At 53.1% G+C, this 25,828-nt stretch carries 33 protein-coding genes, 1 other RNA gene and 2 pseudogenes; 9 read left to right on the top strand and 27 right to left on the bottom strand.

Annotated features, from left to right (window positions below; all coding sequences use genetic code 11):
- Window positions 1-31: 31 nt before the first annotated feature.
- The 3 genes from rimM to ffh all read right to left on the bottom strand — a co-directional run bounded on the left by rimM (window position 32) and on the right by ffh (window position 2,313).
- A complete protein-coding gene (rimM, locus tag USF70_RS20985) occupies window positions 32-571 on the bottom strand; it encodes a ribosome maturation factor RimM (protein WP_029741020.1) in 540 nt (179 codons plus the stop codon).
- A gap of 15 nt (window positions 572-586) precedes the next feature.
- Window positions 587-835 (bottom strand): 30S ribosomal protein S16, encoded by a 249-nt coding sequence (gene rpsP, locus USF70_RS20990; protein ID WP_003863133.1) that lies wholly within the window; start codon window positions 833-835, stop codon window positions 587-589.
- Between the two features lie 116 nt (window positions 836-951).
- Window positions 952-2,313, bottom strand: coding sequence for a signal recognition particle protein (gene ffh / locus USF70_RS20995; protein WP_014884878.1), 1,362 nt, complete (start codon window positions 2,311-2,313; stop codon window positions 952-954).
- Between the two features lie 166 nt (window positions 2,314-2,479).
- On the opposite strand from ffh, the gene USF70_RS21000 reads away from it, so the two are divergent.
- Both USF70_RS21000 and USF70_RS21005 read left to right on the top strand, forming a co-directional pair.
- Window positions 2,480-3,271, top strand: coding sequence for an inner membrane protein YpjD (locus USF70_RS21000; RefSeq protein WP_014884879.1), 792 nt, complete (start codon window positions 2,480-2,482; stop codon window positions 3,269-3,271).
- Window positions 3,272-3,290: 19 nt separating this feature from the next.
- Complete coding sequence (locus USF70_RS21005; protein WP_025759264.1) at window positions 3,291-4,577, top strand: HlyC/CorC family transporter; 1,287 nt, start codon at window positions 3,291-3,293, stop codon at window positions 4,575-4,577.
- A gap of 51 nt (window positions 4,578-4,628) precedes the next feature.
- On the opposite strand, the gene grpE is transcribed toward USF70_RS21005, so the two are convergent.
- On the bottom strand, window positions 4,629-5,222 hold the full coding sequence (gene grpE, locus USF70_RS21010; RefSeq protein ID WP_023333122.1) for a nucleotide exchange factor GrpE: 594 nt from the start codon (window positions 5,220-5,222) through the stop codon (window positions 4,629-4,631).
- Between the two features lie 122 nt (window positions 5,223-5,344).
- Between grpE and nadK the strand changes: the two genes are divergently transcribed.
- From nadK to bamE, 3 genes are all read left to right on the top strand, one after another.
- Window positions 5,345-6,223 (top strand): NAD(+) kinase, encoded by an 879-nt coding sequence (gene nadK, locus USF70_RS21015; RefSeq protein WP_008502500.1) that lies wholly within the window; start codon window positions 5,345-5,347, stop codon window positions 6,221-6,223.
- 85 nt (window positions 6,224-6,308) lie between these two features.
- Window positions 6,309-7,970 (top strand): DNA repair protein RecN, encoded by a 1,662-nt coding sequence (recN, locus tag USF70_RS21020; RefSeq protein WP_033146256.1) that lies wholly within the window; start codon window positions 6,309-6,311, stop codon window positions 7,968-7,970.
- Window positions 7,971-8,108: 138 nt separating this feature from the next.
- A complete protein-coding gene (gene bamE, locus USF70_RS21025) occupies window positions 8,109-8,447 on the top strand; it encodes an outer membrane protein assembly factor BamE (protein ID WP_008502502.1) in 339 nt (112 codons plus the stop codon).
- Between the two features lie 103 nt (window positions 8,448-8,550).
- Here bamE and USF70_RS21030 read toward each other — a convergent pair whose 3' ends face one another.
- Together USF70_RS21030 and USF70_RS21035 are read right to left on the bottom strand one after the other, a co-directional pair.
- On the bottom strand, window positions 8,551-8,838 hold the full coding sequence (locus tag USF70_RS21030; RefSeq protein WP_048979774.1) for an RnfH family protein: 288 nt from the start codon (window positions 8,836-8,838) through the stop codon (window positions 8,551-8,553).
- Window positions 8,828-9,265, bottom strand: coding sequence for a type II toxin-antitoxin system RatA family toxin (locus USF70_RS21035; RefSeq protein ID WP_024908332.1), 438 nt, complete (start codon window positions 9,263-9,265; stop codon window positions 8,828-8,830). The genes USF70_RS21030 and USF70_RS21035 overlap by 11 nt, the downstream gene beginning before the upstream one ends.
- Window positions 9,266-9,421: 156 nt before the next feature.
- On the opposite strand from USF70_RS21035, the gene smpB reads away from it, so the two are divergent.
- Together smpB and ssrA are read left to right on the top strand one after the other, a co-directional pair.
- On the top strand, window positions 9,422-9,904 hold the full coding sequence (gene smpB / locus USF70_RS21040; RefSeq protein WP_008502505.1) for an SsrA-binding protein SmpB: 483 nt from the start codon (window positions 9,422-9,424) through the stop codon (window positions 9,902-9,904).
- 89 nt (window positions 9,905-9,993) lie between these two features.
- Window positions 9,994-10,357, top strand: a transfer-messenger RNA (tmRNA) gene (gene ssrA, locus USF70_RS21045).
- Window positions 10,358-10,473: 116 nt separating this feature from the next.
- On the opposite strand, the gene USF70_RS21050 is transcribed toward ssrA, so the two are convergent.
- The 9 genes and pseudogenes from USF70_RS21050 to USF70_RS21090 all read right to left on the bottom strand — a co-directional run.
- The gene (locus tag USF70_RS21050; protein WP_045334934.1) at window positions 10,474-10,692 is read right to left on the bottom strand and encodes an ogr/Delta-like zinc finger family protein; all 219 of its coding nucleotides are present in this window, start codon (window positions 10,690-10,692) and stop codon (window positions 10,474-10,476) included.
- Window positions 10,693-10,760: 68 nt separating this feature from the next.
- Window positions 10,761-11,861, bottom strand: a complete 1,101-nt coding sequence (locus USF70_RS21055) for a phage late control D family protein (RefSeq protein ID WP_320735977.1) — start codon at window positions 11,859-11,861, stop codon at window positions 10,761-10,763.
- Window positions 11,858-12,343 carry a phage tail protein gene (locus tag USF70_RS21060; RefSeq protein ID WP_047059311.1) on the bottom strand — a complete coding sequence of 162 codons (486 nt, stop codon included), beginning with the start codon at window positions 12,341-12,343 and terminating at the stop codon, window positions 11,858-11,860. Before USF70_RS21060 ends, USF70_RS21055 begins: the two co-directional genes overlap by 4 nt.
- Entirely contained in the window at window positions 12,340-15,144 is a 2,805-nt protein-coding gene (locus tag USF70_RS21065; RefSeq protein ID WP_320735978.1) for a phage tail tape measure protein, read from the bottom strand. Before USF70_RS21065 ends, USF70_RS21060 begins: the two co-directional genes overlap by 4 nt.
- Window positions 15,137-15,256, bottom strand: a complete 120-nt coding sequence (locus tag USF70_RS21070; protein WP_007848878.1) for a GpE family phage tail protein — start codon at window positions 15,254-15,256, stop codon at window positions 15,137-15,139. The genes USF70_RS21065 and USF70_RS21070 overlap by 8 nt, the downstream gene beginning before the upstream one ends.
- Window positions 15,257-15,270: 14 nt before the next feature.
- Complete coding sequence (locus tag USF70_RS21075) at window positions 15,271-15,573, bottom strand: phage tail assembly protein (RefSeq protein ID WP_007848877.1); 303 nt, start codon at window positions 15,571-15,573, stop codon at window positions 15,271-15,273.
- A 54-nt stretch (window positions 15,574-15,627) separates the two neighbouring features.
- Window positions 15,628-16,143: a phage major tail tube protein gene (locus tag USF70_RS21080; protein WP_007848874.1), complete on the bottom strand. Its 516-nt coding sequence runs from the start codon at window positions 16,141-16,143 to the stop codon at window positions 15,628-15,630.
- Between the two features lie 21 nt (window positions 16,144-16,164).
- Window positions 16,165-17,325 carry a phage tail sheath protein gene (locus tag USF70_RS21085; protein WP_320735979.1) on the bottom strand — a complete coding sequence of 387 codons (1,161 nt, stop codon included), beginning with the start codon at window positions 17,323-17,325 and terminating at the stop codon, window positions 16,165-16,167.
- Window positions 17,326-17,425: 100 nt separating this feature from the next.
- Window positions 17,426-17,760: pseudogene (locus tag USF70_RS21090) on the bottom strand (IS3 family transposase); the annotation flags it as partial.
- Between the two features lie 181 nt (window positions 17,761-17,941).
- On the opposite strand from USF70_RS21090, the gene USF70_RS21095 reads away from it, so the two are divergent.
- Window positions 17,942-19,060, top strand: a complete 1,119-nt coding sequence (locus USF70_RS21095) for an acyltransferase family protein (protein WP_213787961.1) — start codon at window positions 17,942-17,944, stop codon at window positions 19,058-19,060.
- Between the two features lie 54 nt (window positions 19,061-19,114).
- On the opposite strand, the gene USF70_RS21100 is transcribed toward USF70_RS21095, so the two are convergent.
- The 6 genes and pseudogenes from USF70_RS21100 to USF70_RS21125 form a co-directional block, all read right to left on the bottom strand.
- Window positions 19,115-19,540, bottom strand: coding sequence for a tail fiber assembly protein (locus USF70_RS21100; RefSeq protein WP_320735980.1), 426 nt, complete (start codon window positions 19,538-19,540; stop codon window positions 19,115-19,117).
- A 319-nt stretch (window positions 19,541-19,859) separates the two neighbouring features.
- A pseudogene (locus USF70_RS21105) lies at window positions 19,860-20,693 on the bottom strand (phage tail protein); the annotation flags it as partial.
- On the bottom strand, window positions 20,690-21,295 hold the full coding sequence (locus USF70_RS21110) for a phage tail protein I (protein WP_032665791.1): 606 nt from the start codon (window positions 21,293-21,295) through the stop codon (window positions 20,690-20,692). The gene USF70_RS21110 and the pseudogene USF70_RS21105, both read right to left, overlap by 4 nt.
- On the bottom strand, window positions 21,288-22,196 hold the full coding sequence (locus USF70_RS21115) for a baseplate assembly protein (RefSeq protein ID WP_248173207.1): 909 nt from the start codon (window positions 22,194-22,196) through the stop codon (window positions 21,288-21,290). Before USF70_RS21115 ends, USF70_RS21110 begins: the two co-directional genes overlap by 8 nt.
- Window positions 22,183-22,542 (bottom strand): GPW/gp25 family protein, encoded by a 360-nt coding sequence (locus USF70_RS21120; RefSeq protein WP_029741006.1) that lies wholly within the window; start codon window positions 22,540-22,542, stop codon window positions 22,183-22,185. The genes USF70_RS21115 and USF70_RS21120 overlap by 14 nt, the downstream gene beginning before the upstream one ends.
- Entirely contained in the window at window positions 22,539-23,117 is a 579-nt protein-coding gene (locus USF70_RS21125) for a phage baseplate assembly protein V (protein ID WP_320735981.1), read from the bottom strand. Before USF70_RS21125 ends, USF70_RS21120 begins: the two co-directional genes overlap by 4 nt.
- An 86-nt stretch (window positions 23,118-23,203) precedes the next feature.
- On the opposite strand from USF70_RS21125, the gene USF70_RS21130 reads away from it, so the two are divergent.
- The gene (locus USF70_RS21130) at window positions 23,204-23,722 is read left to right on the top strand and encodes a hypothetical protein (RefSeq protein ID WP_320735982.1); all 519 of its coding nucleotides are present in this window, start codon (window positions 23,204-23,206) and stop codon (window positions 23,720-23,722) included.
- A gap of 2 nt (window positions 23,723-23,724) precedes the next feature.
- Here the strand turns inward: USF70_RS21130 and USF70_RS21135 are convergent, their stop codons facing one another.
- The 6 genes from USF70_RS21135 to USF70_RS21160 are packed head-to-tail and all read right to left on the bottom strand — an operon-like array spanning window position 23,725 to window position 25,827.
- A complete protein-coding gene (locus tag USF70_RS21135) occupies window positions 23,725-24,171 on the bottom strand; it encodes a phage virion morphogenesis protein (protein WP_320735983.1) in 447 nt (148 codons plus the stop codon).
- On the bottom strand, window positions 24,164-24,595 hold the full coding sequence (locus USF70_RS21140) for a phage tail protein (RefSeq protein WP_014884898.1): 432 nt from the start codon (window positions 24,593-24,595) through the stop codon (window positions 24,164-24,166). The genes USF70_RS21135 and USF70_RS21140 overlap by 8 nt, the downstream gene beginning before the upstream one ends.
- Window positions 24,558-24,806 (bottom strand): Rz1-like lysis system protein LysC, encoded by a 249-nt coding sequence (lysC, locus tag USF70_RS21145; protein WP_223195361.1) that lies wholly within the window; start codon window positions 24,804-24,806, stop codon window positions 24,558-24,560. The genes USF70_RS21140 and lysC overlap by 38 nt, the downstream gene beginning before the upstream one ends.
- Entirely contained in the window at window positions 24,691-25,119 is a 429-nt protein-coding gene (gene lysB / locus USF70_RS21150) for an Rz-like lysis system protein LysB (protein WP_320735984.1), read from the bottom strand. Before lysB ends, lysC begins: the two co-directional genes overlap by 116 nt.
- Window positions 25,116-25,631 (bottom strand): lysozyme, encoded by a 516-nt coding sequence (locus tag USF70_RS21155; RefSeq protein WP_320735985.1) that lies wholly within the window; start codon window positions 25,629-25,631, stop codon window positions 25,116-25,118. The genes lysB and USF70_RS21155 overlap by 4 nt, the downstream gene beginning before the upstream one ends.
- Window positions 25,612-25,827 (bottom strand): hypothetical protein, encoded by a 216-nt coding sequence (locus tag USF70_RS21160; protein ID WP_014884902.1) that lies wholly within the window; start codon window positions 25,825-25,827, stop codon window positions 25,612-25,614. Before USF70_RS21160 ends, USF70_RS21155 begins: the two co-directional genes overlap by 20 nt.
- Window position 25,828 lies beyond the last annotated feature (1 nt).

Genomic DNA, 25,828 nt, shown 5'->3' on the forward strand with positions numbered 1-25,828 from the left:
AGCGCCGTCTTTTACCGTTTATCCGGAGAATTTAAAAACCAGGATCCCAATCTACTTCAATGGTTTGAGTAGTGAGATCGACTTTCTTGATAACCTGTCCATCGAGGAACGGAACCAACCGCTCCTTGATGCCAAATGCATCTTTCAGGTTTGCCTTAATGACGAGAACGTCATTTGACCCGGTTTCCATCATATCGATGACTTTCCCCAGGCTGTAGCCTTCGGTAGTGACTACCTGGCAACCCATAAGGTCTTTCCAGTAGTAGTCGCCCTCTTCCAGCTGTGGCAACTGCGACGAATCCACGACAATTTCACAATTAGTCAGCGCATTCGCGGCATCACGATCGTCAACGCCTTTCAGCTTGATGATGATGTCCTGATTGTGGTGACGCCAGCTTTCCAGCTCGACCTCTTCCCACTTACCGCCTTTCTGGATAAACCAGGGCTGGTAATCAAAAATGCTATCAGCGTCTTCAGTGGAGGAAAACACTCTGAGCCAACCACGGATACCGTAGCAAGAACCCATTTTTCCCAATACGATCGGTTCAACAGGTGCTTTATTGCTCATCATGACCACCGTGACAGATTAAGCTGCTTTATTTGCTGCTTTGATCAGCGTAGCAACGCGATCGGAAACAGTAGCGCCCTGGCCAACCCAGTGAGCGATACGATCCAGATCCAGACGAGTTTCTTCTTCTGCGCCAGCGGCCAGTGGGTTGAAGAAACCAACGCGCTCGATGAAGCGACCGTTGCGTGCATTACGGCTGTCAGTTACAACAACCTGGTAGAACGGACGCTTTTTAGCGCCGTGACGAGCTAAACGAATAGTTACCATAACATCCTCTTGTGTGAATAAAACAACCGGGCCCCATCGAGGAACGGAGCCCGGGTGTCATATTAAAAGCCCGAAAATTTTACTCATTTTCGGGCAAAAAGCAATCTCAAAAGCGATTAACGCCCTGGAAAACCGGGTGGCATCATGCCTTTCATGCCGCGCATCATCTTCGCCATGCCGCCTTTCTTCATTTTCTTCATCATTCGCTGCATGTCGTCGAACTGTTTAAGAAGGCGGTTAACGTCCTGCACCTGCATGCCGCAACCGGCTGCGATACGGCGTTTACGGGAACCTTTGATGATATCCGGGTTAGCGCGCTCTTTGAGGGTCATCGAGTTGATGATCGCCTCCATACGCACCAGCACCTTGTCATCCATCTGCGCTTTCACGTTGTCAGGGATCTGGCCCATGCCCGGCAGTTTGCCCATCAGGCTGGCCATGCCGCCCATGTTTTTCATCTGACGCAGCTGCTCAAGGAAATCGGTGAGATCGAAACCGTCGCCTTTTTTCAGCTTGCTGGCAAGCTTCTCGGCCTGCGCGCGGTCAACCTTGCTCTCGATATCTTCGATCAGCGACAGCACGTCGCCCATGCCGAGGATACGGGAGGCAATACGATCCGGGTGGAACGGCTCGAGCGCTTCAGTTTTCTCGCCCACGCCGAGGAATTTAATCGGCTTACCGGTGATGTGACGAATGGAGAGCGCCGCACCGCCGCGGGCGTCACCGTCCACTTTGGTCAGCACCACGCCGGTTAGCGGCAGCGCTTCGTTAAACGCTTTCGCGGTATTCGCCGCATCCTGACCGGTCATGGCATCGACAACGAACAGGGTCTCTACCGGGTTGATAGAGGCATGTACCTGCTTGATCTCGTCCATCATCGCTTCGTCAACGTGTAGACGACCGGCGGTATCCACCAGCAGCACGTCGTAGAATTTCAGCTTCGCTTCTTTCAGCGCCGCGTTAACGATGTCGACAGGCTTCTGCGCCACGTCGGACGGGAAGAAATCTACGCCGACCTGTTCGGCCAGGGTTTCCAGCTGTTTGATCGCTGCCGGGCGATAGACGTCCGCAGAAACCACCAGCACTTTCTTCTTGTGCTTTTCACGCAGGAATTTACCCAGCTTACCGACGCTGGTCGTTTTACCCGCACCCTGCAGGCCCGCCATCAGCACCACGGCCGGCGGCTGAGCCGCCAGGTTAAGCACCTGGTTCTCTTCGCCCATCGCCGAAACCAGTTCATTACGAACGATTTTGACGAACTCCTGACCTGGGGTCAGGCTCTTGTTAACTTCATGACCAACCGCTTTCTCTTTTACGCGGTTGATAAAATCACGAACAACCGGCAACGCGACGTCTGCTTCCAGCAGCGCCATGCGCACTTCGCGCAGCGTTTCCTTGATGTTCTCTTCAGTAAGGCGTCCGCGGCCGCTGATGTTGCGCAGCGTGCGCGACAAACGATCGGTTAAATTATCAAACATTGTCTCTCGCCTGAGTAGAAACGTTGGGCCGCCATGGGCGACACATACACAGAATTTTGCCGGAGTATAACATGAAGGCGCCTTTGTTGTTATGCAACGGTTGGAGCAGGCGTCACGTAACGTTATACTGCTTCTCTTTCTTATTAAGACAACTGTCGATGCCTATATGCCTGTTTTCGCACTGATCGCCCTTGTTGCCTACTCTGTCAGCCTCGCGCTGATCGTTCCCGGACTGCTGCAAAAAAACAGCGGCTGGCGGCGCATGGCTATTCTTTCCGCGGTGATCGCACTGATCAGCCACGCGTTTGCGCTGGAATCACGCATCATTCCCGGCGACGGCAGCGTGCAAAACCTGAGCGTCCTCAACGTCGGCTCGCTGGTCAGCCTGATGATCTGCACGGTAATGACCATAGTCGCGTCTAAAAATCGCGGCTGGCTGCTGCTGCCGATTGTCTATACCTTCGCGCTGATCAATCTGGCCCTCGCCACCTTTATGCCTAATGAATTCATTACGCATCTGGAGGCGACGCCGGGGATGCTGGTGCATATCGGCCTGTCGCTCTTTGCCTACGCGACGCTGATCATCGCCGCGCTTTACGCCATGCAGCTCGCCTGGATTGACTACCAGCTGAAAAACAAAAAGCTGGCGTTTAACCATGAGATGCCGCCGCTGATGGTCATTGAGCGTAAGATGTTCCACATCACCCAGGTGGGCGTGGTGCTGCTGACGCTGACGCTTTGCACGGGCCTGTTTTACATGAAGAACCTGTTCAGCGTGGAGAATATCGATAAAGCGGTGCTCTCCATCATCGCGTGGTTTGTCTATATTGTCCTGTTATGGGGCCATTATCATGAAGGCTGGCGCGGTCGTCGCGTGGTCTGGTTCAACGTCGCGGGTGCGGGCATTCTCACCCTTGCCTATTTTGGCAGCCGCTTCATACAGCAATTTGCTGGCTAAGTAACAAAAGGAGTTCCCCCTGGAACACATTTCTACCACCACGCTGATCGTTATCCTGATCGTCATGGTGGTCATCTCCGCCTATTTCTCCGGCTCGGAAACCGGCATGATGACCTTAAACCGCTACCGGTTACGTCATCGTGCTAAACAGGGTAACCGTGCCGCTCGTCGCGTTGAAAAACTGCTTCGCAAGCCGGATCGCCTGATAAGCCTGGTGCTCATCGGCAACAACCTTGTCAACATTCTGGCCTCCGCACTCGGCACCATCGTTGGGATGCGCCTGTACGGCAACGCCGGGGTGGCGATTGCCACCGGCGTGCTGACGTTCGTGGTGCTGGTGTTTGCCGAAGTGCTGCCGAAAACCATCGCCGCGCTTTACCCGGAGAAAGTCGCCTACCCGAGCAGCTTCCTGCTGGCACCGCTGCAGATCCTGATGATGCCCCTGGTCTGGCTGCTGAACATGGTGACGCGCGTACTGATGCGGATGGTAGGAATCAAAGCCGATGTCACCATCAGCAGCGCGCTCAGCAAAGAGGAGCTGCGCACCATCGTGAATGAATCCCGCTCGCAGATCTCCCGGCGCAATCAGGACATGCTCCTGTCAGTGCTGGATCTGGAAAAGGTGAGCGTCAACGACATTATGGTGCCGCGTAACGAAATCGTCGGTATCGACATTAATGACGACTGGAAAGCCATCGTCCGCCAGCTGACGCACTCCCCGCACGGGCGCATTGTGCTCTATCGCGACTCGCTGGATGACGCCATCAGCATGCTGCGCGTGCGCGAAGCCTACCGTCTGATGACCGAGAAAAAAGAGTTCACCAAAGAGGTGATGCTGCGCGCCGCCGACGAGATTTACTACGTGCCTGAAGGAACCCCGCTCAGCACCCAGCTGGTGAAATTCCAGCGCAACAAGAAAAAAGTCGGCCTGGTAGTCAATGAGTACGGCGATATTCAGGGGCTGGTGACGGTCGAAGATATTCTGGAAGAGATTGTCGGGGACTTTACCACGTCAATGTCGCCTTCCCTCGCGGAAGAGGTTACCCCGCAAAACGACGGCTCGGTGCTGATTGACGGTAGCGCGAACATTCGTGAACTCAACAAAGCCTTTAACTGGCATTTACCGGAAGATGAGGCTCGTACGATTAACGGGATGATTCTGGAAGCGCTGGAAGAGATCCCGGCGGCGGGCACGCGGGTGCGCATTGAGCAGTACGATATTGATATCCTGGACGTGCAGGACAATATGATTAAGCAGGTGAAAGTCCTGCCCGTAAAACCCCTGCGCGAAAGTATCGCTGAGTAAGGCTGTAGGCCGGGTAAGGCGAAACCGCCACCCGGCACTACGAATGGCAAATTACGCTTTCGCTTTCGCCACGGTCACCATCGCAGCGCGAATGGTACGGCCGTTCAGGGTGTAACCTTTCTGCATCACGCCCAGCACTTTACCGGCTTCGACCTCTTCGGACTCCACCATTGCAATCGCCTGGTGGACGTTTGGATCCAGCGGTACGTTGGTATCGGCAATCACTTCCACGCCAAACTTACGCACTACGTCGAGCATGGATTTCAGCGTCAGTTCGATACCTTCGATCATCGCCGCGTTGTCCGGATTCGCTTTGTCAGCCACTTCCAGCGCGCGATCGAGGCTATCAATAACCGGCAGCAGTTCGTTGACGAATTTCTCCAGCGCAAATTTATGCGCCTTCTCAACGTCCTGCTCGGTACGACGACGCAGGTTTTCCATTTCCGCCTTGATGCGCAGAACACCATCGCGTTCGCGATTCTGTGCTTCTACCAGCTGGGCTTCCAGATTCGCAATTTTTTCATCGCGCGGGTCCACCTGCTCAGCAGATGCGTCTGGCTCTACAGCCTCAACTTCATCGTGCTGTTCCGTGATAATTTCTTCAGGGGCTTGCCCCTCAGGCGTTTTCTGTTCTTTACTACTCATGAATTTCTCCGCGTTTTTCTGCATTCATCTCGCTAACTTCGCTTATTATGGGGATCAGTTTCCGGGATTCAAGGGAACAAGACAGATTGTCATCATTCATCAGGCACAAGGACCTCCAGAAAATGAATAATCATTTCAGGTGTATTGGGATCGTCGGGCATCCGCGTCACCCTACCGCACTAACGACACATGAAATGTTGTATCGCTGGTTGTGTAGTAAAGGCTATGAAGTGATGGTCGAGCAGCAGATTGCGCAGGAGCTGCAGCTGAAGAGCGTCAAAACCGGCACGCTGGCGGAAATTGGTCAACAGGCCGATCTCGCCGTGGTGGTGGGCGGCGACGGCAACATGCTCGGCGCAGCCCGCACGCTGGCGCGTTATGACATTAAGGTCATCGGCATCAACCGTGGCAATCTCGGCTTTTTAACCGATCTCGACCCGGACAATGCGCAGCAGCAGCTGGCCGACGTGCTGGAAGGCCACTATATCAGTGAGAAACGCTTTTTACTGGAAGCGCAGGTGTGTCAGCAGGACTGCCAGAAGCGCATCAGCACCGCGATTAACGAGGTGGTTCTTCACCCCGGGAAAGTGGCGCACATGATTGAATTCGAAGTTTATATCGACGAAATCTTTGCTTTTTCCCAGCGTTCCGACGGGCTGATTATCTCCACTCCGACCGGCTCAACCGCCTACTCGCTTTCTGCCGGCGGCCCGATCCTGACGCCCTCGCTGGATGCCATTACCCTGGTGCCGATGTTCCCGCACACGCTCTCCGCCCGCCCGCTGGTTATCAACGGTGACAGCACGATACGTCTGCGCTTCTCGCACCGCCGTAACGACCTGGAGATCAGCTGCGACAGCCAGATAGCGCTGCCGATCCAGGAAGGTGAAGATGTCCTTATTCGTCGGTGTGATTATCATCTGAATCTGATTCACCCGAAAGATTACAGCTATTTCAACACATTAAGCTCGAAGCTTGGCTGGTCAAAAAAATTGTTCTGATTTTGCATCCAGTACTTTACTGTATAAAAAACCAGTTTATACTGTATGAAAACACAGTTATGGTTTTTCATACAGGAAAACAATTATGCTGGCACAACTGACCATCAGCAACTTTGCCATTGTTCGTGAGCTTGAGATCGATTTCCACAGCGGCATGACGGCGATCACCGGGGAAACCGGTGCAGGTAAATCCATTGCCATTGATGCCCTCGGCTTGTGCCTTGGTGGCCGCGCAGAGGGCGACATGGTGCGCATGGGCGCAAACCGTGCCGACCTGTGCGCCCGTTTCTCCCTGAAAGACACCCCTGCCGCCCAGCGCTGGCTGGAACAGAACCAGCTTGAAGATGGACGTGAGTGTTTACTTCGCCGCGTGATCAGCAGCGACGGTCGTTCACGTGGCTTTATCAACGGTACGGCGGTTCCGCTCTCCCAGCTTCGCGAACTCGGCCAGCTGCTTATCCAGATCCACGGTCAGCACGCGCACCAGCAACTCGTCAAACCTGAACAGCAGAAAGCGCTACTGGATGGCTATGCGGGTGAGTACGCGCTTACTCAGCTTATGGCGGAGCACTATCGCCAGTGGCATCAGAGCTGCCGTGAACTTGCCCAGCACCAGCAGCAAAGCCAGGAGCGCGCCGCGCGTGCGGAGCTGCTGGCGTACCAGCTTAAAGAGCTCAACGAATTCAACCCGCAGCCGGGTGAGTTTGAGCAAATCGACGAAGAGTACAAACGTCTGGCGAACAGCGGCCACCTGCTCTCAACCAGCCAGAATGCGCTCAACCTGCTGGCGGACGGCGAAGACGTGAACCTGCAAAGCCAGCTGTATAACGTCCGCCAGCTCATTACCGAACTGGTTGGCATGGACAGCAAGCTTTCTGGCGTCCTGGATATGCTGGAAGAAGCGGCCATTCAGATCTCCGAAGCCAGTGACGAACTGCGCCACTACTGTGAACGTCTGGATCTCGACCCGAACCGTCTGTTTGAGCTGGAGCAGCGCATTTCCCGTCAAATTTCACTGGCGCGCAAGCACCACGTCACGCCGGAAGAGCTGCCAGGATTCTATCAGTCTCTGCTGGAAGAACAGCAGCAGCTTGACGATCAGGCTGACTCGCAGGAAACCCTCTCTCTCGCGGTGAACCTGCATCATGAACAGGCGCTGGCGACAGCGCAAAAGCTGCATGAAATCCGTCAGCATTACGCCCAGGAGCTAAGCCAGCACATCACCGACAGCATGCACACGCTGGCGATGCCGCACGGTATCTTCACCATTGATGTCCGCTTTGAAGAGAACCACCTGACGGCAGAAGGTGCGGACCGCATCGAGTTCCGCGTCACCACCAACCCGGGGCAGCCGCTGCAGGCTATCTCCAAAGTGGCCTCCGGTGGTGAACTTTCGCGTATTGCGCTGGCGATTCAGGTGATTACCGCGCGTAAAATGGAAACCCCGGCGCTGATTTTCGATGAAGTGGATGTCGGCATCAGCGGCCCAACGGCGGCGGTGGTGGGCAAACTGCTGCGCCAGCTAGGCGAATCAACGCAGGTGATGTGTGTCACCCACCTGCCGCAGGTCGCGGGCTGTGGCCATCATCACTTTATCGTCAGCAAAGAAACCGACGGTGAAATGACCGAAACGCACATGAAGCCGCTGGATAAACGTGCGCGTCTGCAGGAGCTTGCTCGCCTGCTCGGCGGCAGCGAAGTCACCCGCAATACGCTCGCGAACGCGAAAGAACTGCTGGCGGCATAAACTTTTTCGGGATCTCAGGGTCATACAGAACAACAAAAACGCCGCCAGACCGGTTTCAAAGTGGGGCAAGGTCTATTATCATCGGCATATTACATATGAGCCGCGTTCTGCTCGGGCCCGAAAAGGAATCAAATCACTATGCGTTGTAAAATGCTGACCGCTGCCGCAGCGGTTCTTCTGATGTTGACCGCAGGCTGTTCCACTCTGGAGAAAGTGGTTTACCGTCCTGACATCAACCAGGGGAACTACCTTACCCCTAACGATGTGTCCAAAATCCGTGTGGGGATGACACAACAGCAGGTCGCTTATGCACTGGGAACCCCGATGATGTCCGATCCGTTCGGCACTAACACCTGGTTCTATGTATTCCGTCAGAAGCCGGGCCACGAAGATGCGACCCAGCAGACCCTGACGCTGACCTTCAGCAGCGCCGGTGTGTTGACCAACATCGACAACAAGCCTGCCCTGACCAAATAATCAGAAGTCAGAAATGCAAAAAGGTGCTCATTGAGCACCTTTTTTGTTTTTCTTTTATCCCCTCGCCCCTTTGGGGAGAGGGTCAGGGTGAGGGGAAAACACGCTACTTACCCGATTTCTCCGCGCGCTGACGTCGCAGCTCTTTCGGATCGGCAATCAGCGGACGATAAATCTCCACCCGGTCGCCCTCTTTCAGCACATCACCCAGCTTCACCGGACGGCTATAAATCCCGACCTTATTTTTCGCCAGGTCGATATCGCTGCGAAGTTCGAGGATGCCGGACGCGCGGATAGCCACCTCAACGGTTGCCCCCTCTTCCAGCGTCACGTGCTGCAGATACTGCTTCTCCGGTAGCGCATACACTACTTCTACAGCAATCTTATGCGACACTGTAAACCTCTTTGGCGCGGGTGGTGAACGCCTGAACCATATTCGAGGCCAGCTCTTTAAAGATGCGGCCAAACGCCAGCTCAATCAGCTTATTGGTAAATTCAAAGTCCAGCTGGAACTCTATGCGACAGGCGTCAGCGCTCAACGGCGTAAACTTCCAGCCCCCCATCAGGGTTTTAAACGGACCATCCACCAGATGCATCAAAATACTCTGATTGCTGGTCAGCGTATTGCGGGTGGTGAACGTCTTGCTGATCCCCGCTTTGGAGACATCCACCGCCGCAGTCATCTGCGTCGGGCCGGACTCCAGAACGCGGCTCCCGGTGCACCCCGGAATAAATTCTGGATAAGACTGAACGTCGTTCACTAACTGATACATTTGTTCCGCGCTGTAAGGCACGAGCGCAGTACGGCTAATCTGAGGCATAGCATTTCCCATGGTCACACAACGGACAAATAATAACATTTATCACCTGTTAAAAAAACGCTAAGCCTCATCTCGTGCTAAGATAGCGCGTTAGACCTCACAGGACGCAATGAGGTGACTTTTTGAAATCAGATTACCGACGGCTTTACGACACTTATGACGAAGAAAAAAGCACATAAACCAGGCTCGGCGACCATTGCGCTCAACAAGCGTGCTCGCCACGAGTATTTCATTGAAGAAGAATTCGAAGCTGGCCTTGCGTTGCAGGGCTGGGAAGTAAAATCGCTGCGCGCCGGGAAAGCCAACATCGGCGATAGCTACGTGATCCTGAAAGATGGCGAAGCCTTCCTGTTCGGCGCGAACTTTACGCCGCTGACCGTCGCCTCCTCACACTACGTGTGTGACCCAACGCGCACGCGTAAATTGCTGCTGAACAAGCGTGAGCTGGAATCCCTCTACGGACGCATCAACCGTGAAGGTTTCACCGTGGTAGCCCTGTCGCTGTACTGGAAAAACGCCTGGTGTAAAGTGAAAGTTGGCGTCGCAAAAGGTAAAAAACAGCACGACAAACGTACTGACCTGAAAGAGCGCGAGTGGCAACTTGATAAAGCGCGCATCATGAAAAACGCAGGACGTTGATTCTGCACACTTATTGTACTATTCAATAAGTTAGCGTTCCGGGCTGGTATCCAGGAAGTGAAATCTGGTATACTTAATTCAACACTATTGGGGCTGATTCTGGATTCGACGGGATTTGCGAAACCCAAGGTGCATGCCGAGGGGCGGTTTGCCTCGTTAAAAGCCGCAAAAAAATAGTCGCAAACGACGAAAACTACGCTTTAGCAGCTTAATAACCTGCTCTGAGCCCTCTCTCCCTAGCTTCCGCTCTTAAGACGGGGATCAAAGAGAGGTCAAACCCAAAAGAGATCGCGTGGAAGCCCTGCCTGGGGTTGAAGCGTTAAAACTAATCAGGCTAGTTCGTTAGTGGCGTGTCTGTCCGCAGCTGGCGTGCGAATGTAAAGACAAACTAAGCATGTAGTACCGAGGATGTAGAAATTTCGGACGCGGGTTCAACTCCCGCCAGCTCCACCAAATAAAACAAGGGGTTACGTGAAAACGTAGCCCCTTTTTCTTTTCCAGTGGCGGCAAAATGGCGACAGGCTTTTGGACTGGCGACAAAAAACCCGCTTTCAAAGCGGGTTCTTTTTTTAAAAATTCATGTGCCCTTGCCCATCCTTTCCCGGATGTGGGGGCGCAGAAGAAATCACATTAGGCTTAATGATATGCCTAACAAATGTTTCATGCGTGACAAAAGTACAACCGCAGTTGATATTTTGGCACTGGTTGTAACGTTCTTTGGTTGTTGCTGATACCTGAAAACTGCTTCTTGTATGGGCTGCTTGGCCGCACTCTGGACAATTCATCATTCCGGTTATCCCACCACTTTTGCCAAAATCACAACAATGATACATCATTATTCAATTTTGAGAACCGATTACTCCATTACGAGATCATCAATATTAACTTCAAGCTCCAGAGTCGTAGTGAAACCATTATCTGCACTGACACTATGCGTCAGCGTGGTAATGGTCCATTCGGCATCATCAATGGGCTGTTTAAACCCGCTAACCTTCACCGTCATTTCGGTATACAGATCAGCCCTTCCCTCTGCGAGCTGCAGTGAAAATGTTGCTACCCCGCGCTGCAGGCGCTCCCACTGCATCTTTGCCGCTCGCTCTGCATTGCTGCGGTTTGCATAAGTTCTGTTGAGTACCAGCACGTTTTCATCCGTTCCAACCAGGTAATCTCCCTGTTTTGCTTCCGGCTCCTTTGCCGCAGTGGTTTTCTTTCGACGGCGCTTAATTTTTGCCGTCTCTTTTTTCTTTGGCTCACGGGTATGCAGCCAGCTGGCGATTACCCCCGTATAGGCATCGCGATCAGCCAGGGTAAAACGATGACCATCACCGGCCTGGCGGGTTATGGTGATAACCGGCAGCGGCTTACCGCTTGCCGTTCTGCCCTGCCCCTGACGGATAAACAACAGATAGCCGTCCTTAACGGAGGCTATCGCACCATACTGCCGCGCCAGCTTCATCAGGAAACTCGCATCGCTCTCGTTGGTTTGGTCAAGATGATCCACAGGCTTGTCCATCAGGTCCTGCCCCAGCGCCATCTTTAATTTATGCCTAGCAGCTATTTCCTTCACCACTTCACCCACCGTTGTCTGGTGCCATGATTTTTCACGCCGCGTGTTCAGGGTTTCACGGAAATCTGCGCTACGTGCGCGAATTGTGAGACGGTCAGGCGCGCCGCTGTGCTCAATCTCATCGACAGTAAATCCCCCTTTCGGAAAAAGCGGCTGACCTTTCCACCCCAGCGCAAACTGAATAATGGCCCCACGACGCGGCAGAACGATTTGCCCGTCCGAGTCGTCCAGCTCCAGATCAAGCTGGTCAGCTTCAAAGCCCCTGTTATCCGTAAGCGTCAGACTCATCAGGCGCGAATCCAGTACGGTTGTGACATCCTTGCCTTCAATAATGACGCTGAAACCCGGCGTTTTACTGTTCAGGTTCGTGAGATCAGAGGTGAAATTCACTGCAGTAACCCTCCCACCGTATTTTTAATATTCCCTATTGCAGAGGTGGCGGTGTCCTGCAAATTGCTGAGCTGATCGCTGAGGCTGCCGAACATATCAGACAGCGACTCATCCACCCGTTTCAGCGTCAGCGTGAATTCAATACGCCGCGGCATCCCGCTTTCAAAAAATTCAGTTTTGGTCTGACTCAGGCTCTCGATCACAAACATGCCGTAAATCGTCCCGCTCCCCTCAATCAAAGGCCACGATTTACCCAGCTCCGCCATCTGCTCAAGGGCCAGCAATGACAGCCTGCCGCCGGTGATTTCCGGGAGCAGGACGCCGGACAGCGTCAACGAATCGTTATCTGGCCCAAGAAACTGTGTAGACGGGCGCCGGTTTACCCGGCTGTTAGTGGCATGACGCCAGCTGCGCTGATACTGCAGCTCCTGATACGGCACGGTGCGCAGCATGAATACGTACAACCCCAGCACCATCATCATGATTCATACCCCCCTCGATCACTGAAATTACTTCGCGCTTTTGCCCTGGCCCTGCGCTCACGCTCATCAAGCTGCCTCGCCACTTCGCGGGCAATATCCTGTGCGCTCTGCCCCGGCTGAGCGGTGATATGAATAGGCGCGTTAATTTCATAACGAATTGCCTGCGGCGCACTGGCGGATTTTGCTGACTGGCTTTGTTTGTACTCTTTAGCTGGCAGGCTATATGGATGCATCGGCGAGGCTTCAGCAGGAGCCGCTGCCACACCCATGACGCCCGCAACAACGGAAGCCAGCGCAGCAGTCCGGCGCCTGCTGGTTACATTAGCCGGACCGTTCACAATCTCCGGGCCATTCTCCCCGACTATGCCAAACTGACCGCGCGGAATAACACCACCGCTGTCATACAGCCCTGCAAACGGAACAGAAGCAGCTGCGGCACCACCAACCACCTGAACCTGAGTATTACCCGGCGCTTTATTTTTCCCTGTCATCCAGTCAGGCAGATAATCGGTAACGGATGACAGCTTGCTCTTGAGCGTTTCCCACTTCGCATTGATACCATTGAGAATGTTGTCAATTATGGCGCTGCCCATATCCTGGAATTTAGCTGGTAGCGCACCGACATCTGAAAGAATGGCGTTCCACTTGTCACTGATCGTCTGCCTGACACTGGCCCACGCCTCAGACACTCCGGCCTTAATAGCTTCCCAATTTTTGGCTATAAGGCCCGGTAAGGTGTAATTGAAAAACAGAGATTTAATAGCTTCCCAGGCATTACTGACGGCCTGTTTAATCCACTCCCACGCCGCCGTGGTGGCCGCGCAAACCGCATCCCAAACGGCTTTGAACTTTGGCCCAAGCGTGTCCCAGTTTTGCCAGATATAAAGCGCACCCGCGGCTATCAGACCAATAACGGCCAGAATGGGGTTAGCAAACATCAGGCGCCCCAGCCACAATATCCCGCTGCCTACCCCCCTGAGGGCTTTAGTGATAAGCCCAAATGCCCCACCACCTTTAATACCAAGAATAGAAAACTGCAGGCGCATCAGCGCCAGTGGGCCAAGCACAGCTGAAACTGCCAGCATGACCGTACCCAGAACTCCTGTAATCGACGCCAGTGCTGCCATGACTTTCAGCAATGAGCCAGCCAGCTTAGGGTTTTCCTCCACCCAGCGACGCAGCGCCCCCGTTACATTTTTCACGTAACTCATAATATCCATCAGCGGCTGGCGCAGGGTTTCACCCAGGCTACTGAACGCGTTCTGCGCGCCCGTCTTTACCAGCAACCACTGCGCGGAAAGTGAGTCCTTATTAATATCGGATTCTTTCTGCATGGAGCCGTTTGCCGCAGTGCCTGAGGTGAGTTTCAGCTGTCGCTGCAGCTCCGGCAGGTTGTTCGCAAGCTTGGCCGCATCATCGCCAAACTCCTTGCCGAATATCATCGTCATGGCGGACAGGCGTTTATCCTGCGGCAGCTTGTTGACCTTCTCCAGCACGCGCTGAATGGTCCCCATTGCGTCCTTTGTCATCTGCTTTTCAATCTCTTCTGGATTGAGTTTCAGCAGATCCATGCCTTCCATAAACCGCTTGCTCTGCATGGTCGCAATCGACAGTTCGCGCACCATGGCATTCGATGCACTGGCTGCAATTTCTGGCGCAGCGCCAAGAGACAGGAACGTTGAACCCAGCGCGGCCGCCTTACGGAAATCAAGCCTGTCAGCCACGCCCCCCATACGCTGCAGCACGTTGATAATATCGCCACCCTTTGACATGGCGTTATCGTCCAGGTAGTTCAGGGCATCGCCAAGCTGTTCAATATTTCGGGTGGGCACTTTATACAGCTGTGCGATTTTACCCAGACCTTCCGCCAGCTCATCAGCGGGCAGTTCAAAGGCGGTTGCGGCTTTTGCTGCCGTGGATGCAAAGGCCAACAGGTCACGCTTCTGGTCTTCGTAAGGATCATTCTGATTTGTCACACCCATACGCGCGCCACCTTCAACCAGCGCGGCATAGTCAATAGCGCCATTCTCCATCGGTAACTGCTCACTGGCGGCCTTGATGGCCTCCTGCATATCGTAATACTGTTTTGTCCGGTTGCCGTTGTCGTCCCGCAGACCGTTCACCTGCTTTGCCACCCCTTTCATGGCATCTTCCATGCTGGCATAGCTTTTCACAGCGGCCATGACCGGCGCCCCCATAGCCAGCCCGGCTGCAGAGGTAGTTGCTCCGGCGCCCGCAATACGATCTCTCATCTCAAGTCGCCGTGAATACTGATCGCGGACAGCATGCATTCGCGCCTGTTGCGCGCCCAGACGTTTAAGAGATTTTTGCTGACGGTCCAGAGCCTGCCGGGTTTCGTCGGCGTTCTGCCGCAGCTCCCGCTGCGCACTACTCAGCTTTTTGGTGTCCAGCCCGGCCTCATTGAGCGCAAGACGCTGACGCTGCACAGACTGACGCAGACCGTTGTATTTGCTCTGCAGCTCGTTAACGCGGTTTTTTGCCTGCTCAAGCAGACGTGCCTGCGCCGCCGTCGGGCGGTTAGTGGCAGAGAACTGCGTAGCAAGCTTCGCCGCTTCTTCGCGTGCGGCTTTAAGACTGTTGCCGGTGACGGCCAGCTGCGCGCTTGCCTTGCGGAAACCGTCAATGCGGCCCGCCTGGGCGTCCAGTTCTTTTAATCTTGCGCGGCTTTGCTGAATGGCGGTAGCCAGCTCTTTAGAACTGGCCAGCGCGGATCGGAATGGGCGGGTGAGCTTATCAACCGCATTTAGAATTACCTGCAAACGCAGGTTAGTGTCACTCATCGCTGGCCCCGCTTCTCTGAATCGCTTTATGCCGCCACTCCAGCACTTCGGTCAGCGGCATAACGTCAGTGACGGACGGCGGCCAGTGAAAAATGGTGGCGATATCAGCCACCAGGTCTTCTACCGTCAGGCTGTCGGCAAACCGGCAAGCACCGATTTCTTCAACAAAAAAGTGACCACCTCAACCGACAGCGCGGTGAGATCGGCGGGGTCCATTTCAGCCATTTCCTGAGCGGTCAGCGCGGGCGTGGAGATGCGGGGAATAATCGTCATCATCGCGCCGACGTCCATATCCATGATCGCCTGCAGGCGGGTACCACGCAGTGCGCCGGACTGCGGCTTGCGCAGCACAATTTCGGCAATTTCGGTTTTACCGCGTTTGATTGGGGTGTCCAGCTGTACGGTTTTTTCAGTCAGTTGTTCGCTCATCGTCATTTCCTGTTAATAAGGTACTGGCGCGGCTGCCCGCGCCTTTAAAGTAGATCAGAGGCCCAGGGCGTTGCGGTGTTCTTCCATCAGGTCCACGCCATCAACGATTTCAATCATGTTGATCACATCAACCTCATAGAGCACCTCACCGTTGATGGTCAGCTTCGCGTAACTGTTGGTGCTGCTGACTTTTGTGGTGTTGCTCTCGCCGGTTTTCCATTCGCCGGAATCGACTTCTTTATGCCGCCCGCGCACAACCAGCTCAACGGCCTGCACTTCGCCGGTATCGTCACGCTGAATGGAGCCGGTGAAACGCAGCTGGATGCCGTCAACCGTGGCTTTACCCATCTGCTTGAATAACAGCAGCTCGGTGCCACCGATTGAAAACTCAGTGTCCAGCGCGCCATCATCCAGCCCCAGATCAACATCCGCTGAACCAGGCATACCGCCGCCGCGATACTTTTCAAACTTGCGGCCGAATTTAGGCAGGGTCAGAGATTCAACGATCCCCTGATAGTTGTTCCCGTCGTTAAACAGGTTCAGGTGTTTTAACTTACGTGGTAAAGCCATATCGTCCCCTTACGCGCTGACCTAGCTGGAGAAATCCAGCAGATACTTATCGGTGATGCGCTGGCGCAGCATCAGGTTTTCCAGAGGCGGTACCGGCGTATAGTCGTAATCGATGGTGAGCTTCCCGGCTTTCAGGGAATCTTTATCGTTCACCGATTCATCCAGCCAGCAGTCCGCGCCTAGGATGTAGCCCTGCGTCTTCAGGCTGCGCAACTTGGCGCGAATACCCTCAATAATGTCGCGGGCCAGCGATGGGTTAAGCACGCCGTCCACCGACCACATATGGGCTTCTGCCATCGTGTCGGCCAGCACCTGCGCCGTGCGGGTGTAGTTCTCAAAGGAAAACAGCGGATCGTCACTGAGGCAGCGGGAACCCCAGAAGCGGAAACCGTCTTTTCGGATCAGCGTGGTGACATCGTTCTGGTTCAGCAGCCCCGCATCGGTTGCCGGGTCCTGCAAATCCCAGAACACATCAGCAGAAATGCCGGTGACGCCGTTCACGCCCACGTTGGACAGGGATTTGTGCCAGCCGGTCTGCTCGTCAATTTTTGCACGCAGACCCAGCGCGCGGGCTGAGGCGTAAGCCGTTGCGTCAGCATTCAGCACGGTGTCAAAACTGATGAAATCAGGCCAGATCAGCATCCCCTCGCGCTGACTGAAATTAGCGCGGTAGGCAATGGCCTCCTCTACCGTTTTGCAGCCGTAGGCTGACAGATAGGCGAAACCGCGCAGACTCTGCGCCACGCTCAGCAGCCCAGTGGCAACCGCCTGCGTGTCGTGCCCCGGCACGCCAAGAATACGCGGCTTAACGCCGAGCTGGGACTGCGCAGATAACAGCGCTTTCATGCCCGTTTTTTTACCATCAGCTGTCACACCGCCGATAATGTTGGAGGTTGTCTCCGCTTCGGTTTCACCCTGTGCAACACGCACAACGACGGTCACGGGTTTAGCCTGGTCGGCAATTGCATCCAGCGAACGGGCCAGCGTGCCGGACTCGCCTGCTTTACCGCTGGCAGTCAGCACATCGGTAAGAAGGACCGGTTTATTGAGGGGAAACATGGACGCATCAGCATCATCGCCGGTGCAGACCATGCCCACGATGGCAGTGCTCACCGTGGTAATGGATCGGGTGCCCTCGTTGACTTCAACAACGCGCACCCCGTGGTGGTAATCCTGAGCCATAAGGCAGTCTCTCCGGTTTACAGGGGGTGTGCGTATGTTCTGGTTGATATGCGCGCGGCGCACGCTTTGGGCTTTGTGTAGGGAATGGCACAGTTTGCAAGTAATAATTTGAGCTGCTGCGATGATCCCCTAATACATGGCAGAGAATAGCCACAGGATAATGAGCCCTGAGGTTTCCCGATTATCGGGAACTGTTCAGGGAGTCTGACATCCAGAGCGCGGTAGCCTTTATTAATATTTACTCTTCATTTCAATACGTTGTAGCTTTTATTGAGCTCGCTTATTTCTATTTGTTCCGAAGTTATCGGGGAGGCTTTTGGCGTCTTGCCCTGACGCACATCACAAATTTGTTTGACACATTTAGCCATTGCGAAAAGGCCAACATCATTAGACTTAGCTAGCGTCAGAGGCGGTGTAATTCTGGTCGGCAACCAACTTTGCGGTTTCGAGTTTGAATTAAGTAATAAAATTTCTTATTTTCATTGAAGCACATGTATTGTTCTTAGAAGAATGCTGAACCTCTGTTCAGGAGGCCTAACTCAGCAAACCACTTCAAATTACCGTGCAATATCATTACAATGCGATTAAATTCATTCACTCCATAACTAGGATAATAATGCTGCAAAATTCTTCTCTTACAGAAAATAAGCCTAACCTGGATTATATTCAGGCGTTAAGGGCACTGGCTGCACTGATGGTAGTCCTTCATCATGCTAAAGCCTTTCTGGTTGGAACTGTTTATGAAAAACTTTCGTTTGATCTCTTTTGGCCAGGAGCCTTCGGTGTTGATCTTTTTTTCATAATCAGCGGATTTATCATAGTTTACACATCCTACGACTATACAAGAAAAGACTTACCAACCTTTATAAAAAAGAGATTCATCAGAATTTGGCCTTTGTATTTCATTGCAACAATGATTTATGCCTTACTATTCAAAAACACAGACCTGTCAACAATGCATGGCTTTGTTTATTCCGATAAAATTGATGCAGTACAATCACTCAATATTATTAAAAGTCTTTTATTTATCCCTCTTAATTTTTATGACCCTGTGTATTTTGGCGCTGCCACATTATTCGTCGGATGGACCTTAAATTACGAAGTTTATTTCTATATAATCTGCGCAACAGGGTTGCTATTTTCCAGAAATAAATACTGGTTTTATGCTCTTTGGTTTTTAACAACGCTATTTATAATCCCATCGTTTATGGGGTTAGCCACGACTATAAGACCTACTATAGAGAATGGGGGGTATTTCAATCTCACAATACAAAGCGTTGTATGGGAGTTTGTTTTTGGTGCATGCGTTGCTATTTTATTCAAAAAAAATATGCTTAGGATAAAAGATCCCAAAAAAGCAATACCGTTAATCCTCATTGCATTCGCAATCCCTGCATATGGCTATGTTACAAAAAGGAACACAATGCATGGGGTAGAATATTTCGGAATGTATTATTGCGTAATGTTTTTCCTTCTTACATCATGCCATCAATTTATAAAGGACAGTATAAAAATACCCAAAACAATACTTTCCATTGGAGATGCCTCTTATTCCTTATATCTCTTGCATCCTATAGTTTTCATTGTCTTGTTCAAATTAAAAGAACGATTACTACCAACATTAGATTACCAGAACTTTTATTTCATGTTCATTTCAGTAATAGTATCAATTTTAGTGTCTATCCTTTCTTATAATTATCTTGAAAAAAAGTTAATTAACATATACAAAAAATAATTTCATTCGTTGATTGGGGTAGTTCATTCTACCCCACAACGCGTTACTTCGGCATTAGTTGTTTGTTGGCCAATTAATATTGGGTGCGCAGGAAATGTCTACAGACTCCAGTGCATCAAGATAATCCAGCCACATATTGTATTGTATCAATTCTTCATCTTTGAGTCTCCCAATCGCCGCCTTACCAGGCCATTGCTTGCCATTCATGTAATTGTTTGCAGCATCAATCCGGTTTTGTTTTTCGACTCGAGCCTGCGCCAAACTCTCTTCGCGAGTCGGCGGAGGAACATCTCCCCATGCAGGTAAACCATCAATACCGGCAATTAAAAATTTTCCTTTAGGTGGATCGGCCGAAAATTTCTCATGAATGTCGTCGGCCACCTCAATGGCATCAGATGGCCATGTACCAGCGGCATAATATTCATCCTTCCAGCCGAAATAATAAAAAGCATTTTTAGAAGGGCTATAGGCATAATTCATTTTTTTATTTCCCGATTGCCAGAAACATTGAGCGAGTGCTTGTAATACCACCCGCGATAGTTGTAATGAGCGTTACCACCGCATCAAAGCCAGTCAGGGACTGGTTCTCGCAGCTCACAGCAGCCTGAACATAGTTTTTCTTGGTAGCGAACACACAAATCAATCGTAAAGGAAAGGCCTGAGGGAAAGTAATGGGGGTTGTTACGCCCGTACCGACAGTAGTTGAGTTGTTTACTAATCGGTTAAAAGCCATGAGCTTATATCCACCAGGCAGCGTATAAACAACAGTTTCTGTATCTGGTTCACTGAGAGAGTATTGCAAACCGAGGTATTCGAGAATGGCCGCAATAGATTTTCCCGACAAGGCTGTAAGCGTATTATCCAGAGGCTGCTTGTTCGCCAGGGCATTAGTCATAGTGGCCGCAAAGTTAGGATCGTTACCTAACGCCGCCGCCAGTTCGTTCAATGTATCAAGCGCTGCAGGTGAGGAACCAACAAGCCCTGCAATAGCGGCCTGCACAAAAGCAGTATTGGCAAGCTGTGTTGAATTGTTACCAGCTGCCGCCGTCGGGGCTTTTGGGGTGCCGGTAAACGTCGGGCTGGCTTTTGGTGCATATTGCGAATGCGGATCAGCTGTCGCAATATGCACCGCCATCAGCTCATCCACATACACCTTAAGCTCCAGTACCTTATCATCCACGTATTTACGGGTAGCGAGCACGACGGAAGGATCAATTTTCAGCGTAATGTTATCGGTGCTGCTGGTAATTAACACCATGCGTACTGTCTGCGTGCGGCCGCTGCCCTCTGCCAGCTGCGGCTTGTAGCTCTCCGGGCAATTACCGACAGCAATCAGCGCGCCGGTTTCATCAAACAGACCAACCTCACGAATCCACCAACCGCCCTCTGTTTCGGGTATCACCTGCTCAGCGATCACCTGGCTGCTGTTCTGCGGATCGATATACAGCATATTCAGAGCTGCACGGCGTTTTTCACCGACCAGCTTTGTCTGTTGTGCGTTTGGCGTAGGCAGCACGCCGCCACCATCACCCACCGCCATCAGTGTAATTTTCAGCGGAACACCGAGCGCGGCGGCATTTGCCAGTTTCGCCGCGCCGATATCCGTCAGCAGGGTATAAAATTTTGCGCTCATGGATTCACTCTCATTGTGTCAATAACATGGACGGCGCCGCCCTCGTAGGCAGAACCACCGGAAATGATGGTTTCGTTGATATACGGGTAAATCGTGATTTCTTCGCCGGTGTAAGTGGCAGCACCCACAAAATATGGCCCGCTCGTCTGCAGGTTTATGGACATGCCTATCAGATGCCGGCTGCAGGGTTTGGCGTCACCGATCAGGCGCTCCAGCTCCAGATAGGTTTCCTCTGTTATGCCCTGGTCCTGCACCCCAATATCCAGGCGAAACGTGCCCGGCGCCTCGCCTGTCTGCCACCATTCAATGATGCGGATCAGGAAGCCGAACGGCTCCACCACACGCCGCACAGCGCTGGTTGTGCCCTTGTGCTGATGGATATAGAACGCATCCTGCACCACGCGGCGCTTCACGCTCTCCGCCCATCCTTCGTCCCAGCGATCAACCGAAAAGGCCCACGCCAGATACGGCAGAAACTTGACCGGGCATGTTGCCGGGTTCCATAAATCGCGCAGCGGCACCTGCAGATCGGAAATTCCGCTGCAGGTCTGCGCCAAGCGGCGCTCAAGCGGCGATGAACCCGGAGGAAGCAGACTATTCATCCGTTCCCCCGTTGGTTACGCTCCATTCCGTACATGAAGCGGCTTGTGTCTTATCCAGCACCACATCAGCGAGCGGCGAGGCCAGCTCAACACGCTGCACACCTTCAACATGCAGCGCGGCATAAATAGCACTGCGGCGAATATCGCGCCCCAGCCTCGTCTGGCTGGCGATATATTTCTGCAGGCTGGCCTTTGCCGCCTCCATCACCGGCTCAGCTTCTGGCCCCGGGTAAAGAAAGATCGTTGCATCCACGCTGTACGGAATAATTTCAGCGCTGCGCACCGTCAGACGGTCAGCAACCGGCCTCACGTTCTCACTGTTAAGCGCCTGTTCAACCACCGCCAGCAGGTCCGCCGCTGCCGTTCCGTCGCCCTCACGGCTCAGTACGGTAAGCACCACCTCCGCCGGTGCCGGGCTGGTTGCGCTGGCGTCAGCGACTCGCCCGTCCGTGCTTTTAGCGTGAAACTCATAAGCCGCCGTCGGGCCCGCAACGGACAGCCCCTCAAATGCAGCAGGAACACGCAGGCGCAGCGCCTCGTCACTTTCCATCACCGCTGCGACCGGCGGCACCGCGTCGTTGTCAGCAGGTGTAACCGTCAGGCGCTTCACGTTGTAGTTGGCCGCCATCTGATCGAGATCGCTGCCCATGGCATAAGCAACCATGACCGCCTGCGCCGCCTCGTTAATACGCTGGCGCAGCAGGATTTCCCGGTACGTGTTTTCCTGCAGTTGTTTGGTGATGGGTTCAGATTCCAGCTCAAGCGTGCGCCGCACCGCGTCCTGCTCATCTGCCGGATACAGGGCCACAAAGGCGGCCTTACGCTCAGCCAGCAGGGATTCAAAGTCCGGCACGTCAACGATTTGCGGCGCGGGGAGCTGGGAAAGGTCAATGACTGCCATTGTCTGCTCCTGTTGATACCGAAAGGGAAACAGGCGCGCCGTTATTGCGCTTCCCGGTTAGCTCAACCACCATGGAGCCGTCAAAGCTGCTGTTGATGGTGATGGAATCCAGCGTAAGCCGAGGCTCCCAGCGACTCAGCGATACGTAAACAGCCGCCATAATCTGCAGGCGCAGCGCCGGGTTCTGGGGCTGGTCAATCAATGCTGACAGCAGGGAACCATATTCCCGGCGGGCTATACGGCTTCCCTGGGGAGTCAGCAGAATATCCCTGACCGACTGCCGCAAATGATCCGCATCAGAAATGGCTTTGCCATTGTCCTGATTCATACCGATATACAGCGTCATACAGGACCTCCAGATGTATCTCCGCCGGACTTAACGCCGGTATGACCGTGTTTATCGACTACGATCCCGTTAGAACTCATGGCACCGCCGCCCTGGGTGACGCCACCATTGATCGCCACCTCGCTGTTTATGCGCGTGTTGCTTGCTTCCACCACAAACTCCCCCGTTTTCAGGGTTATGTTATCTGCCGCCTCGATCACCATGGATTTGATACCGCGCACATGCCAGCGGCCGGTCGCGGGTTCATATTCAAACCAGCCACCGTCCGGATATTCCGTTATGCATCCGTCCACGGAGTCCGACGGCGGCGCGAACTGGTTGGAATAGATCGCAGGTAAGGCAAAAGCGGTTTCCAGATTGCCGCCCATACTCAGCACCACCACCTGCTCATCCGGCGACGGGCACCACCATGTACGGGCACCACCTGCGCGCAGCGTCAGCCAGTTAATCCAGTTGGTTTCAAGCTCGCCCACTTTCACCCGGCACAGCCAGTTTTCCCGGTCCACTTCGGTTACGGTGCCGGTGCGGATCAGGTTGGTGATAAGGCGCATGATTTCGGTTAGTTGTGCGTTCATATTTTTAATTTGCCAGCCAAAGCAAACTCAGGCATGTTTTGAACATTGTTTCGTAAATCACACAATGTGAAAAAAAAGAGAGACCGATGAAATTTAAATTTGGCTTGAATTTACCTTGGGGAATTTACCTTTCCATCCTTGTTCTTCTTACGATTGCAACTTATATTTGGGACAACGTAGACTCTACAGATACAAAGGATTTAATTAAATACATATGCTTGATACTTACACTCTCAATTGTTCAGGGAGCCTTACTTATAAGAATGAGTAAGTTCGAGATTTATAAAAACATTCTAAACGCCCTATGGAATATAGAAACAGCGGCAACTTTCCTCTATGGTATGTACGTAGTTTTGGAGTATTCAAACGCGCCATCACAAATTAAACTACCCTTTGCACAATGGTCAGCAGACAATCGTGAAATCTTTACCTTATCTATTATTTTCTTTAGTGTTATTTGTGTGGCAAGAGCAGGATACTCAGTAGCAGAAATATTCAAAGCACCAATAATGAAAACATTACCCATTGAATCGTCAACCTTAAAAAAAACAATAATAGAATCTAAAAAAATTAAAAGGCACTCGGGCAAAAGAAGAAAGAAGTAAAGCTATTCCATGAGCCAGCGCATCAAGGTGTTAAGGGTAACGGTTTCCACCTCATCATTCACGCCCAAAAGACGGCGTGCCGGGTACCGGGCCTCCGGGCCGTTGCGTCTGACTCGCTCACGCAGGCCATAATGGTGAACACGAGCGATGCGCTGGACTTTCCCATCAAACTGCACGCTGGCAGAGTCCGCAGTGGCTGCAGTTTTCAGGTATTTAGTGGTGCGCAATTTGGCGAACATCTGGCGCTTTATGCGCCCCTTTTTACTTCTGGCCGTTACCCGGCGCGGCTCAAAAGCGGTGCCGTCTGGATTGCGCTGCAGCCTGATGTTTTGCTGTTGCGACCGACGCAGCTCCTGCGCCAGCTGTCGCATCATACGGTTGCGGGCTGCCGGTTCCAGATTCGCCAGCAGGGCCCCCAGCCAGTCATCCACCCTCTGCAGGTCATCCACGTTTCACCGTCCACATTTCTTCGGGTACGTCGGGTTCCGGCACCGCTTCAACGCTCGATACGGTGCCGTCTGTACTGACAATCACGCGTTCCGTGAGCTGCAGATTGAGGCTGATATCACACAGATCGTTGCTCAGGATATCGACGTCAAAGGTAAAAAGTTTTTCGCGCAGCTCCGGGTTGTTGATGGCGTCCGGTTGATTGGTCATTAACCAGAGCAGCACGGGTGCCATCACTAAATTCTGGTTGCCGCTAAAATCTTCAATCACCACGTTCAGGGTGTAGCGATATTCCCATGACATTGAACGGGCGCCGGTTGCGACCAGCGAACCGTTATCAACAAAAAGGTGCAGCTTGTCCGGGTTGTCACGAACATACGCCACCGATTTATTCAGGGCGTTGCGTAAGGACTGCGGCTTGTTCACTGTCTCGCTCCTGACACGCTATGATCGTGTCCACTTTGTCGGCACATACTGCCCAGGCGGCCTCAGTCTCATCCAGCACCTGGTTCAAATCCCCATTACTGCGCGGCGCTGACCTGTCCAGGCGGCATTGCGTCACTTTTGGACAACCACTCACGGTAAGCTGCACCTCCGGCGAGGGCCGGGCGCTCCCGCAGCCGGATAATGTCAGCAGGCAAAGGAGTGTCAGCCCAGCGGCGTAAATCCTCGTTTTCACGTTTTAGCTCCTCGATCCGGCGCTGGCGACTGCGCAACAGCGCGGAAGTCTCCTCCGCTGCAGCATAAAGTTGCATCTGCGCCCGGCTGTTGGTTTCAGTAAGAATGGACAGGCTGATGAGCTGGCTGCTTTTCTTCGCCAGCTCCTGCTTGTTATTTCTAAGCGCCTCAGCCTGCGTCCCGATGGTGTGACCGGCATTGTTAAGCCGCCATGACTGCCAGCCCAGCAATGCCAGCACCAGAGCCAGGATCACCGCCAGCGCGCGCGTCATGCCCCAGCCCCTTTAAGACACCAGGCAAGCTCACGGGCGCGCCTGTTTTCCAGCCCTTTATTCCGTTGACCATTTACATAAATCCAGCGGGGGAGCTGGTTGCACGCCTGCCACCATTGCTGGCGATTGATGTAAGAAACCATTGTTGACCGGCAGATTGCCCCCGTTCCGACATTAAAGCCGATACTGATCAGGGCATCGTAAACATGCTGAGGTGGCTTAACCTGCAGGCAGGCTTCAATCCTTTTTTCCGTCAGCAACACGTTATTAATCAGCCCCTGCGCGGCCTGTCGCTCCGTTATGGTTTTGCCCGGCACTACCCCGGACGTATTGCCGATCCCGTCAGTCCAGATCCCGGCGCTGCACTGGTATGGCCGCAGGCGGCACCCTTCGAAGTCAGCAATCAGTTTCAGCCCCTCGACGGAGGTATGAAGCGACTGAAAGCCCGGCAGCGTGGCGGCAATCGCCAGCACCGCGCCGACCAGGCAACGCTTAACGATTGAAGGACTCATATTCCCCCCTGGATATTCTGCCGTCCCGCAGCAGCTGGTAGGCTTTCCAGCGTAAATAACAGGTCACCGCTGCAGTAATAATCCCCAGCGCAAGACCGGTAATGGTCGATACATCTTTAAGAGACAAATCGCCGAGCCATGCCAGAAGCAGGGCAACGCAGTAAGTGATAAAGGCGCTGATTCGTTCAAGCGTCATA

The organism is Enterobacter sp. 237C8 (assembly GCF_034106865.1).
Classification (GTDB): domain Bacteria; phylum Pseudomonadota; class Gammaproteobacteria; order Enterobacterales; family Enterobacteriaceae; genus Enterobacter; species Enterobacter asburiae_B.